Origin of the sequence: Pseudomonas sp. LSJ-87 (assembly GCF_032971465.1) — a bacterium.
In the GTDB taxonomy this organism is placed as follows: Bacteria; Pseudomonadota; Gammaproteobacteria; order Pseudomonadales; family Pseudomonadaceae; genus Aquipseudomonas; species Aquipseudomonas putida_Z.
Genome location: NZ_JAWJYQ010000078.1, coordinates 1 through 10,481, shown reverse-complemented (window position 1 = coordinate 10,481; position 10,481 = coordinate 1). Strand labels below are relative to the sequence as shown.

The 10,481-nt window shown below is 62.7% G+C and carries 12 protein-coding genes and 1 pseudogene; 7 read left to right on the top strand and 6 right to left on the bottom strand.

The window, feature by feature from the left end; all coding sequences use genetic code 11:
- Positions 1-199: 199 nt before the first annotated feature.
- A complete protein-coding gene (locus RYH74_RS25845) occupies positions 200-1,207 on the bottom strand; it encodes a GlxA family transcriptional regulator (RefSeq protein WP_025338901.1) in 1,008 nt (335 codons plus the stop codon).
- 161 nt (positions 1,208-1,368) lie between these two features.
- On the opposite strand from RYH74_RS25845, the gene RYH74_RS25840 reads away from it, so the two are divergent.
- Positions 1,369-1,839, top strand: coding sequence for a hypothetical protein (locus RYH74_RS25840; RefSeq protein WP_025338902.1), 471 nt, complete (start codon positions 1,369-1,371; stop codon positions 1,837-1,839).
- 265 nt (positions 1,840-2,104) lie between these two features.
- A complete protein-coding gene (locus RYH74_RS25835) occupies positions 2,105-2,317 on the top strand; it encodes a PLDc N-terminal domain-containing protein (RefSeq protein WP_013972488.1) in 213 nt (70 codons plus the stop codon).
- A gap of 44 nt (positions 2,318-2,361) precedes the next feature.
- Here the strand turns inward: RYH74_RS25835 and RYH74_RS25830 are convergent, their stop codons facing one another.
- On the bottom strand, positions 2,362-2,688 hold the full coding sequence (locus RYH74_RS25830) for a hypothetical protein (protein ID WP_286101792.1): 327 nt from the start codon (positions 2,686-2,688) through the stop codon (positions 2,362-2,364).
- A gap of 227 nt (positions 2,689-2,915) precedes the next feature.
- On the opposite strand from RYH74_RS25830, the gene RYH74_RS25825 reads away from it, so the two are divergent.
- Both RYH74_RS25825 and RYH74_RS25820 read left to right on the top strand, forming a co-directional pair.
- Positions 2,916-3,326 (top strand): RidA family protein, encoded by a 411-nt coding sequence (locus RYH74_RS25825; protein WP_025338904.1) that lies wholly within the window; start codon positions 2,916-2,918, stop codon positions 3,324-3,326.
- Positions 3,327-3,434: 108 nt separating this feature from the next.
- Entirely contained in the window at positions 3,435-4,307 is an 873-nt protein-coding gene (locus RYH74_RS25820; protein WP_286101793.1) for a DMT family transporter, read from the top strand.
- Positions 4,308-4,432: 125 nt separating this feature from the next.
- On the opposite strand, the gene RYH74_RS25815 is transcribed toward RYH74_RS25820, so the two are convergent.
- Complete coding sequence (locus tag RYH74_RS25815) at positions 4,433-4,684, bottom strand: hypothetical protein (protein ID WP_075045072.1); 252 nt, start codon at positions 4,682-4,684, stop codon at positions 4,433-4,435.
- A gap of 122 nt (positions 4,685-4,806) precedes the next feature.
- Between RYH74_RS25815 and RYH74_RS25810 the strand changes: the two genes are divergently transcribed.
- A complete protein-coding gene (locus RYH74_RS25810) occupies positions 4,807-5,466 on the top strand; it encodes a VIT1/CCC1 transporter family protein (protein WP_075045073.1) in 660 nt (219 codons plus the stop codon).
- A gap of 11 nt (positions 5,467-5,477) precedes the next feature.
- Here the strand turns inward: RYH74_RS25810 and RYH74_RS25805 are convergent, their stop codons facing one another.
- Positions 5,478-5,723 carry a hypothetical protein gene (locus RYH74_RS25805; RefSeq protein ID WP_317410560.1) on the bottom strand — a complete coding sequence of 82 codons (246 nt, stop codon included), beginning with the start codon at positions 5,721-5,723 and terminating at the stop codon, positions 5,478-5,480.
- 294 nt (positions 5,724-6,017) lie between these two features.
- On the opposite strand from RYH74_RS25805, the gene RYH74_RS25800 reads away from it, so the two are divergent.
- Together RYH74_RS25800 and RYH74_RS25795 are read left to right on the top strand one after the other, a co-directional pair.
- The gene (locus RYH74_RS25800) at positions 6,018-7,487 is read left to right on the top strand and encodes a DUF3300 domain-containing protein (RefSeq protein ID WP_075045075.1); all 1,470 of its coding nucleotides are present in this window, start codon (positions 6,018-6,020) and stop codon (positions 7,485-7,487) included.
- A complete protein-coding gene (locus RYH74_RS25795) occupies positions 7,484-8,377 on the top strand; it encodes a DUF2950 domain-containing protein (RefSeq protein WP_317410558.1) in 894 nt (297 codons plus the stop codon). The genes RYH74_RS25800 and RYH74_RS25795 overlap by 4 nt, the downstream gene beginning before the upstream one ends.
- Before the next feature lie 25 nt (positions 8,378-8,402).
- Here the strand turns inward: RYH74_RS25795 and RYH74_RS25790 are convergent, their stop codons facing one another.
- On the bottom strand, positions 8,403-9,173 hold the full coding sequence (locus RYH74_RS25790) for a DUF6708 domain-containing protein (protein ID WP_317410557.1): 771 nt from the start codon (positions 9,171-9,173) through the stop codon (positions 8,403-8,405).
- Positions 9,170-10,481, bottom strand: a pseudogene (locus RYH74_RS25785) (hypothetical protein); the annotation flags it as partial. The gene RYH74_RS25790 and the pseudogene RYH74_RS25785, both read right to left, overlap by 4 nt.

Below are 10,481 nucleotides of genomic sequence, written 5' to 3'. Positions count from 1 at the left end.
TGATCTGTGATGCGGTGTTGCGGTACATCCAGATCGAGCGCCGCCCCTGAAAGTTCTCTAGTGCCTGGGCCGGCCTCTTCGCGGGTAAACCCGCTCCCACAAGGATCACCGCTGTCCCAAAGATTTGCACAGTACCTGTGGGAGCGGGTTTACCCGCGAAAGGGCAGGCCCAAGCGACACATGAATGAAGCCTTGATGCTCACTCGCCCAACCGCTGCTCACGCGACGGCGGATAGCCAAAGTAAGCCGCATAGCATTTGCTGAAGTGCGACACCGAAACAAACCCGCAAGCCACTGCCACTTCCATCACCGACAGGTCGGAATACTGCAACAGGCGGCGGCTCTTGGTGATGCGCAGCTCCATGTAGTAACGCCGCGGCGAAGTGCCCAGCTGGGCCTGGAACAGGCGGTCGATCTGCCGGCGCGAGCGCCCGCTGTAGGCGGCCAGCTGGTCGAGGCTGAGGGTTTCCTCGAGGTTGTTCTCCATCAGTTCGACGATGGTGCGCAGGTGCAGGCTCATGGACTTCTTCGCGCCCGGGCCGACCTGGCGGTAGCGGGCACCGGAGAACGACAGGATTTCCTCGACACCTTCGGCCAGGCCGTCGCCATACAGCCGGCGCACCAGGCCGAGCATCAGCTCCATGGCGCCATTGGGGCTGGCAGCGCTGAGGCGGTCGCGGTCGAGGGTGAAGCTGGCCGGGGTGATCCGCGTCTGCGGGCTGCGCTCGGACAGGCTGGCGCGCTGTTCGGGGTGGATACTGCAGCCATAGTCGTCCAGCACCCCGGCGCGGCCGAGGAACCATGCGCCGTTCCACAAGCCGCCCAGGGCCATGCCGTGGGCCGCGCAATCACCCAGCAGGCGGTCGAGCTCGGGGTACTTCAATGGCGTGCGCAGGCCGCCGCAGATCACCAGCAGGTCCAGCTCCTTCAGCGCCTCGGCGGACAACTCGGTGGCCACCAGCTCCAGCCCCAGGTCGCTGAGCACGCGGTCGCCTTCCAGCGACAGCGGGGTGAACTGGAAGCTGTCGGCGCGCAGCAGGTTGGCCGTGACCAGCACGTCCATGGCCACGGTGAAACTGGCCATTGAGAAGTGTTCGAGCAATACGAAATCGACCCGATAGGGCGCTTGGGCATTGGCGCTGGTGGACTTCAGCCGCAGCATGTTGCTGGTACTGGTCTTCTTGCTGAACTGGCGTGGCGTGGGCACTCTGGACTCCGCTTCCTGGCTGGCCTCGAGAGTGTGGCGGGTGGCCGGGGGAAAGACAATCTCCCGGGTGGCCGTGTCGTGTTCGAGGTCGTGTTCAGGCAACCTGTCTGGCTTGGCCCATTGCCGTTATGCTGATGCTCCCGTCACTGAGGATACCCTTGATGAAGTACGCCGCTGCTCTGTTGCTTTGCCTGATGCCATTGCTGGCCAATGCCCTGGAACCGGGCGACAAGCTCGCGCCGTGGACGCTGCTCGACCAGCACGACCAGGCTTATAGCCTCGGCGCCGGTACGCACATCCTGCTGGTGGCGCGCGACATGGACGGTGCCAAGCTGGTGAAGGCGGCGTTGGCCGAACAGCCCAAGGGTTACCTGGAAGCGCGCGATGCGGTGTTTGTTGCCGATATCCAGCGCATGCCGGCACTGATCAGCAAGCTGTTCGCCATCCCCGCCATGCGCGATTACAACTACCGGGTGCTGCTCGACCGTGACGGGCGGGTGGCCAGCCGTTATCCCGGGCAGGATGGCCAGGTGCAGTGGTTGCAGTTGGAGCAGGGTACGCTGGTGAGCCAGCGGGCATTTGCCGATGCGCCGGCGTTGAAGGCGGCGCTGGAGACTGCACCACGTCATTGAGTGAAGCCCTTGCGTTGCGTCCTGTGAGATGGCACTTAACGTGTGCAACCTGTGGGAGGGCCTTGTGTCGCGAAAGGGGCGCGCAGCGGCCCCAGGATTCAAGCGTCACCGCCTGAATGGCCGGGGCTGCTGCGCAGCCCTTTCGCGACACAAGGCCGCTCCCACAGGTTCGCGCATGCCTTGGTGCCGTACGATCAGCCAAATCAATCTGAACCCTCGGCAGCCTCTGCAACCCAACCCATTACATGCCAAATGGGAGAGCGCTATGGAAATCGGAACGATCTGGATCATCGTCGCGGCCTTTGTGATCCTGCTGGAAATCTGGGCCATCTGGCACATCATCGGCAGTGACCGGCGCGCCGAGCGCAAGATGCTGTGGATCGTGTTCGTGGTCTACGCGCCATTCCCTGGTTTGCTGTTCTGGGCCTGGCGAGGGCCTCGGGCGGTGAAGGGCAGGGCGGTACTGCAGGAAAAATGACGGTGCGCAGCATCAGGCGCGGGGGCGCCTGATGCCGTCGCTGTTCATTTGGGCAGGATGTCGAAGCGAATGGCTGCGCCCAGCCCGTCCACCATCAAGCAACCGTAGAACTTCACGGTCGACAGCACACACAGATGCTTGAGCGCTTCATGGATGTAATCGTGAAGCAGCTTTTCGGCGTCGCGCCTGCGGTCTGCGAGCGAGGTGCTGTTGAGAGTGATCACCCCGAGCAAGGTGGTTTCAATGTGTTCGACGGTGTCCAGGCCAATTTTCTCGCGCAGGTGCAGGCGCGCCTTTGCCGCATCGTCTTCATCATCTCGTGCGTTTTTTGGCTTGATGGTGTAGGCCAGTTGAAAATTGTATTTGCTCATCGCTTTATCCTTGTTACGTACAGGCCTCCATGCCGGGCCTCGCAATCTAGCGCCTGATGGCCACTTCGCATATGAACGCGTGGTTCACGGAAGCTCGTTCGCTGTGCGAAACGTCCTACAGTCGACGCCTGTTTCGCGGGCAAGCCCGCCCCTGAAAACCGCGCTTGACCTCGAGTTAACTCAAGGTTCGATACTCCGTCCCTCTTCCAACTGATCGAGGGTTTACCGTGAGCCATTCAACCGCGTTCCAGCTGAGCAATCCCGAAGGCCTGTACGACCCCAGCGGCAACGCCTATTCCCATGTCGCCGAGGTGCATGCAGACAGCCGCCTGCTGTTCATAGCCGGCCAGGGCGGGGAGGGCCGCAACGGGCAGCTGTCGCCGCTGTTCGCCGAGCAGGCGCGCCAGGCACTGGCCAACCTGGAGGTTGCCCTGGCGTCGAAAGGCGCCAGCCTGGCCCAGGTGTTCAAGCTGACCCTGCTGATCGTCGAGCATTCCGAAACGCGCCTGCGTGAGTGGGTAGCCGAGGCTGACAGGGCCTGGGGCCCTTGCATGAAGCCGACCTGCACGCTGATACCGGTACCCCGGCTGGCGCTGGACGGCATGCTGGTGGAAATCGAGGCGGTGGCAGCGGTATAGGTCCGGGCGATTCGGTGGTGGCCTCAGATAAACACTATGTTGTATACCGGTGCTGGCCCTACCAGCATGGCCGCTATAACAACAATTGATCTCAGAGGTGACCACACCATGAGCACCGGCACCACCACGCTCACCGACCGCAAGGCCCGGGTCTGGGTCTGGCCTGCACTTTTCAGCCTGGTGGCCTTCGCTGCCAATTCGGTGTTCTGCCGGCTGGCGCTGAAGGACGGGGCCATCGACCCGGCATCCTTCACCGTGGTGCGCCTGGCCAGTGGTGCATTGTTCCTGCTGCTGTTGCTCCGCCTGCGCAAACCCGCGCTTGCCATGGGGGGCAGCTGGCGCGGCGGCCTGGCACTGTTCCTCTACGCATTCCTGTTTTCTGCGGCGTACCTGCAGCTGGGCGCAGGCGCGGGGGCGTTGCTGCTGTTCGGCGCGGTGCAGATCACCATGTTCGGCTTCGCCTGGTACAAAGGCGAACCTATCACCGCGCGGATGCTGCTGGGCATGCTGATCGCCTTCGCCGGCCTGCTGGTGCTGCTGTTGCCCGGTACCGCGGCGCCATCCTTTGCCAGTGCCTTGCTGATGGCCCTGTCCGGCGTGGCATGGGGCGTGTACACGCTGTTGGGCAAAGGCTCACCCCGGCCGCTGGCCGACACTGCCGGCAATTTCGCCCGGAGCCTGCCGTGCCTGGTGCTGCTGGTGCCGATGCTGTTGCTGGGCGCTGGCTTGCACCTGAGCCCGCTCGGCTTGCTGTATGCGCTGGGCTCCGGTGTGCTGGCCTCGGGTGCGGGCTATGCCGTGTGGTACGGCGTGGTCAGGCAAGTCAGCGCGCAGCAGGCGGCGACCATGCAACTCAGCGTCCCGGTGATTGCGGCGTTGGGCGGGGTTGGCCTGATCGGCGAGCCATTGTCGTTGCGCTTGCTGGTGGCGTGCGTAGTGGTGCTGGGCGGTATCGCCCTGGCGCTGGCGCCGCGCCGCTAAAAGGGTGAAGGGCGTGACTGGGCATGGCTGTCGGGGCCTGCAATGCCTGGCTGACTATAATGGAGCAACCTCACCTCGCAGCCCAATCTGTGCAGGTAGCGGTAGGGAACCGCTGGCGAGCCCAATCAGCCTTTGCTCGAACGGTCGGCGTCGGCAGCTTCGGTCACCACAGGCAGGTTGCCGGCACGCTGGATTACCCGCCGTTGCTGCTCGTAGTCGTCCAGCGACAGGCCACGGCGTTGCAAGGCTTCCAGTTGCAGTTGGCGGGTTTCCTCGGCGGTGTAGGGGCGCAGTTCGGGGTGGCTGGCACAGCCGCTGATGATGGCGATGGCAATAACGGCAAGGGTGGCGGACAGCAGGCGGGCCAAGGTGTTCATCAGGTAGCTCCAGGGGCCGGGGTAGTGGGCGGCGAGTCGATGGAGCTAGGTTATTCGGCCATGTCGTTCGGCAGAAATTGCCATTCTCGATAGTGACTATCGATGGTTCCTGGGAGGGGGCGATGGGGCAAGACGAGCAACCGCGTAAATGGGGCGTGCTGGAACCGATCGACCGGATCACCGAAGTCATCTTCGGCCTGTTGATGGCGATGACCTTCATCGGCTCGCTGAGCGTGGCCACCGCAGGGCGCGAAGACGCGCGGCTGATGCTGATTGCCGCACTCGGCTGCAACCTGGCCTGGGGCCTGGCCGATGCCGTCATCTACCTGCTGCGTACCTGGACCGAACGCACCCGCAGCCGGACCTTGCTGGCCCGTCTGCAAGCCGGTGATATCAATCAGGGGCGCAGGCTGATTGCCGATACGCTGCCAGAGCGCATCGGCCTGGCACTGGATGAAGACGGGCTGGAGATGCTGCGCGGGCGCATGCTGCGTGATGCTGGCCGCCCGCTGCCGGCACGCCTGGGGCTGGATGATTTCAAGGCGGCCCTGGCCACTTTCCTGCTGGTGGTTCTGGCAACTTTCCCGATGGTCATTCCGTTCCTGCTGATCGAGACCACCGGTACGGCCATCCGTGTGTCGAACCTGGTCGCCCTGGCCATGCTCTTCCTTGCGGGCTGGCTGCTGGCACGCTATTCCGGTGGCCGCACCCTGTTGACCGGCGTGGTCCTGGCGGTAGTCGGGGCGTCACTGATCCTGGCGATCATCGCCTTGGGCGGCTGAGCACCGCCCGCTCAATATTTTATGTCGCGGGCGCGCTCACGGCCTTGCTGCTTGGTGTGGCGTTTGTCCTGTCGGCAGCCGGCGTTGCTTTGCTGGTCGGCGTGGCGGCAGTCCTGTTTGGTCTGCCGCGCGTCCTGGCGGGTTTCCTGCCGCACATCGCGGGCTTCGCGGCGCCGTTCGGCGCGGTCGGTGGCCGCCCAGGCCGAGGTGCAGAGCACGGCCAGCATGATGACGGCGATGAAGCGGGGCGTGTTCATCGGGGTGGGCTCCTTTTTGGATAAGGTCTTGTGCATGCGCCGGCCTCTTCGCGGGCACGCCCGCTCCCACAGGTACTCCACAATGTTCGAACCTGTGGTGACCCTGTGGGAGCGGGCGTGCCCGCGAAAGGGCCGGTACAGTCAATTACAGATCTCAGCCCAGCCCTGGTATAGATTCAAAAGCAGCAACCACCCTCACCTTTAGAGCGCGAAAAGTTTGCGCCCGCACATCTGGCCAAAAGCATCGCCATTGCTACCCTTAATCCACGCGGTCTGATCTCATGGAGAGAAGCGATGCGCATCCCACTGTCAGCGGTCCTGTCGGTAATCCTGTATCTGAGCGCCACGCCCGGCCTGGTGCTGGCAGAAGACGTACCTGCCCCCGACCCGGCACCACAAGCCGACACGGTCGCGGCCAAGGACCCGGTGTTCACCCAGGAGCAACTGGACCAGATGCTCGCGCCCATCGCGCTGTACCCCGATGCGCTGCTGGCCCAGGTATTGATGGCCTCCACTTATCCGGGGCAGGTGAGCGAAGCGGTGACCTGGTCCAAGGCCAACCCCAAGGCCACCGGCGACGATGCCGTCAAGAAGGTGGCGAACCAGCCCTGGGACCCAAGCGTACAAGCGCTGGTGGCCTTCCCGCAGGTGCTGGCAACCCTGGGGCAGGACCCGGTCTGGGTGCAGCGGCTGGGCGACGCCTTCCTCGCGCAGCCCGACGATGTCATGGGCGGCGTGCAGCGCCTGCGTCACCAGGCCCAGGCCGCCGGCAACCTGCAGAGCAACCAGTACCAGAACGTGACCGTGCAGACCGCCCCGGCACCGGCACCGGCACCGGCCTCCAGCGGTAGCAGCACCCAGGTGGTTACGGCCAGCAGCCCGCCCACCACCATCATCATCGAGCCCTCCGACCCGCAAGTGGTGTACGTGCCCAGCTACAACCCGACCACCACCTACGGCACCTGGGCCTACCCGGCTTCGCCGCCGGCGTACTACCCGCCACCGCCCATGTACTACCCCGGTTCCGCGCTGGTGGCGGGCCTGGCCTTCGGTACCGGCGTGGCGATCGTTGCCTCGCTGTGGGGTGACTGCGACTGGGGTAACAACGACATCGACATCGACGTCAACCGCTACAACAACATCAACGCCAACAACCGCATCACCAACAACCAGAACAAATGGCAGCACAACGCCGCCAACCGCGACGGCGTGCCGTACCGCGACTCCCGCAGCCGCCAGCAGTACGGTCGCCAGCTGGACGGTGCCACCCAGCGTACTGCCTTCCGCGGCGATGACGCCCAGCGCGCCCAGGCGCGGGACAAAGCGAGGGCATCGATGGACCGGGCCGGCATCGAACGGCCGGCCACCAGCAACCGCCAGGCACGCCAGCAGATGCGCGAGGCGCAGGCGGGCAATTCGGTCGGCAACCGCATGCAGCCTCGTAGCGACAACCCGAGGGCGACCGACCGCCGACAGGAAACCCGCAACACCCAGGTTCGGCAGCAGAACAGCCAGGTGAGCCAGCGCAGGCAGGGCGAAGGCCAGGGGCGGCAGCTGGCGCAAAACCGGCCTTCCAATAGCGCCGGCCGGGCGCGTAACAATGCCTTCGACGGCGTGCGTTCACCCTCGCGCACCAGCGCGCAGGCCAGCCGTGGCCGCACCAGCCAGTCGTTCGCCCAGCGCCCGAGCGCATCGCGTGCCGCCGGGCACCAGATTTCCCGGCCCAGTGCGCCCGCACGCCGCGGGGGAGGTGGCCGTCGATGAACCGTCAATCGATAGCGGCACTGGTAATCGCAGCCGGTATGGCCTGGTCAACCCTGGCCGCTGCGCAGGAAGTCTTCCCGACGCCGGAGAAGGCCGTGGAATCCTTTGTCGCGGCGCTGGGCGAGGAGAAACCTGATGAAGCCCGCCTGGCCCGGTTGCTGGGCGATGACTGGCGTACCTACATACCGCGCGGCGGTGTGCAACGCAGTGACGTAGACACGTTCCTGGCGCAGTATCGCGCGCAGCACAGCATCGACATGTTGGGGGCAAACAAGGCCATCCTCGCGGTGGGCAGTGATCACTGGACGTTACCCATACCGTTGACCAAAGGCGGCGAGGGTTGGCGTTTCGACCTCAAGGCCGGCAGCTCTGAAATTCGCGCCCGGCGTATTGGCCGCAACGAGCTGGGTGCCATGCAGTCGATGCTGGCCTACCACGACGCGCAGATGGACTACGCCACCCAGGACCACAACGGCAACGGTGCGCTGGAATACGCGCAGAAGATATTCAGCGAGCCCGGCAAGCATGACGGGCTGTACTGGGATGACGATGGCGATGGCCAGGTCAGCCCGCTGGGCCCGCTGTTCGGCCAGGACATGGTCGGCGACGCCTGGTATGGCTACCACTTCCGCATCCTCGATGCACAAGGCCCGTCCGCCCCCGGCGGTGCCTACAGCTACCTGATCGGCAACCAGATGAGCCGTGGCTTTGCCATGGTCGCCTGGCCGGCCAGGTACGATGACACCGGGGTGATGAGCTTCATGATCAGCCATGACGGCGAGGTGTTCGAGAAAGACCTCGGGCCGCACGGCGACAAGCTGGCCAAGGAGATGAAACGCTTCGACCCGGATGACAGCTGGAAGGTGGTGGATGTGCCGGCGGGAGATTGAGTGGGGCGCACCCGCCGTGGCCGGTTCAAGGTGCGGTTCGCGATTCAAGGTCCATATCAGGTGGCCAGCTCACTTTGGGTGCCAGGCGCAGGGCGAACTCACACCAGAGCACATCGTTGTGATCCTTGGGGGGGCCGGGTGGTGGCAGGGCTGAGGGGCCTTCCTGCATGTAGGTGCAGATGTAGGCCCAGGCATGCTCATTGGCGCCCATGGTGACCAGAGGGAAACGGTCGATGACATTGTTTGTGCCTGGTGCAACGATGGAGAGTGTGACACCCCATTTGAAAATTAACCCACCGTTAGGCAGTGCGCCGGTCTGGGACCAGCGCTCGGCGCGGACTTGGGACCAGTCGTAACTGACCGGTACGACTTTGCCCTTGTCGAATGGGTTCCACCATTGATGCTTGAAGTTGTAGGCGTAGATTTTATTACGGGCCCGGTTGAAGCGGATGGGCAGGTCTCGGGGCGCTGAGAGGTCTGCCCGGAACAGGACAACGGTGCACCATGCTGACAATGAGAGCATGATAATTTCCTGAATAACACTCTCGATGTCCGTTGGGTCCGTATGCCTGATCACCCAAGGAAGGTCAACCAGGATGGAAATCAGAAAGATAAGTGCCAATATCGAAACGATCCCACGATACGCCATTGCTGAGCGACAAATCTCGAGGTAAATATCATCTTGAAAGTTCGGCGTATGGGGAGCCAAGCCAGGTTCTAGAGCCGGTGCATCGAAGGGCGATGGCAAGTCTTCTTGCCAGCCAGTGCAGGGTGGGTTCAGTCTTGGACGGCTCATTGATTTCTGCTCTTGTTGGTGCGTATCTCATTCTCTATTAATACAATCTGAGCAAGTGTTGTTTTGTCGTCTTTGTCAGGCCAGAAGTTTAGGGTGAATTCTATTGCCTGGATGGTGTGGTGGTCGGACAATGGCAGCGCTCCTTGAATGGTGAGGGCTTTAGTCATTGGGTCGACCTTTGTGAATGGCTGCATATCGGGTGGTCTTGAGAAGAGCTTATTGGACGCTCTGTCTTGAGCTTGCAGTTTCAACGGCGACGAACTGTCTGCGGACAGTACAGCTAATTCACTACCTCTAGGTCCGTGGTACAGGCTTAAATTCCACTCGTAATGCGACAGGTGCTGATTGAAGTTTGGAATGCGAATAAAGAAAATCAGGCCGACGCTTGCCGGGACCGCATTACCATCACTGGTAAATATCGTTGACGCATTTTCTTTGTGGATGGAGTGATTGATTTCGAATTGGATTTGAATCGAGACCTCCGCCTCCAAACCGAGGAGGGATGCATTGAGAGCGGCAATGGCCGCGTCCATATCGGTGTTGGTCACCCATTGGCGATGTGATTCCGGTAACCCCCACTTGGTATTTCTGGCCCAAATTTGCGTTGCTGATGATTCTTTGTGCTTGGCTGAAGTTGCAAGCAGATAGGCTGCTATGCCCAAGGTGATGCTTATGCCTATCGGGCCAAGTAAAGCGCTGGAGCCAAATGCGGCCCAGACGCCAAATGCTGCGGCCCCGAATGAAGTGGCACTTGCGAACCGGTAGAGGCGAGCTGCAGAGCCATCTCCCACTCTCTCGGATCTAAGGTTTGCATACCTGTACTGAGCTGCATCCATGACACCAGCAAGCGCAGAAATCCCCGCGCCGAATCTGGCAATACCGGTCCCCAATGAGATTGTTGTCACCGTCCCCGGCCACGGTATCTTCGGACGCACAAGCGCAACAACCAGTCCCGCCGCTTCGACGCTGGCACCCAACAACCCAAGCGAAGAAGACCAGATCGCCGCAAGCGCCTCCGGATTATTCTGATGCGTCTCTTGCAACGTACGATAGTTCTTGCCCAGGCTATCCTGCTGGAACCATATGCCCCCCAAGGCAAGCAGCAGCTTCACGCTTCCGCTACTCGCTGCAGCATCCCGCAGGCTGCGCATCGCATCGCTTGCCACGCTTTGCGCGGCCGTAGAACTGACCTTCAAACCACCCGTAACCTGCGCACGCAACGTACCCGCACCAATCGCAACATTGCGTACCAGCGCCCCGACGCCACCGGCTGCGCCCTCGCGCAACTGCACCAACCGCGCCTGCAAA

Bases quoted from the DNA above. Each gene is read 5' to 3' on its own strand.
- RYH74_RS25840 (WP_025338902.1), top strand. From the start codon at position 1,369: ATGAAGTACGCCGCTGCTCTGTTGCTTTGCCTGATGCCATTGCTGGCC.
- RYH74_RS25835 (WP_013972488.1), top strand. From the start codon at position 2,105: ATGGAAATCGGAACGATCTGGATCATCGTCGCGGCCTTTGTGATCCTG.
- RYH74_RS25830 (WP_286101792.1), bottom strand. From the start codon at position 2,688: ATGAGCAAATACAATTTTCAACTGGCCTACACCATCAAGCCAAAAAAC.
- RYH74_RS25820 (WP_286101793.1), top strand. From the start codon at position 3,435: ATGAGCACCGGCACCACCACGCTCACCGACCGCAAGGCCCGGGTCTGG.
- RYH74_RS25815 (WP_075045072.1), bottom strand. From the start codon at position 4,684: ATGAACACCTTGGCCCGCCTGCTGTCCGCCACCCTTGCCGTTATTGCC.
- RYH74_RS25810 (WP_075045073.1), top strand. From the start codon at position 4,807: ATGGGGCAAGACGAGCAACCGCGTAAATGGGGCGTGCTGGAACCGATC.
- RYH74_RS25805 (WP_317410560.1), bottom strand. From the start codon at position 5,723: ATGAACACGCCCCGCTTCATCGCCGTCATCATGCTGGCCGTGCTCTGC.
- RYH74_RS25800 (WP_075045075.1), top strand. From the start codon at position 6,018: ATGCGCATCCCACTGTCAGCGGTCCTGTCGGTAATCCTGTATCTGAGC.
- RYH74_RS25795 (WP_317410558.1), top strand. From the start codon at position 7,484: ATGAACCGTCAATCGATAGCGGCACTGGTAATCGCAGCCGGTATGGCC.
- RYH74_RS25790 (WP_317410557.1), bottom strand. From the start codon at position 9,173: ATGAGCCGTCCAAGACTGAACCCACCCTGCACTGGCTGGCAAGAAGAC.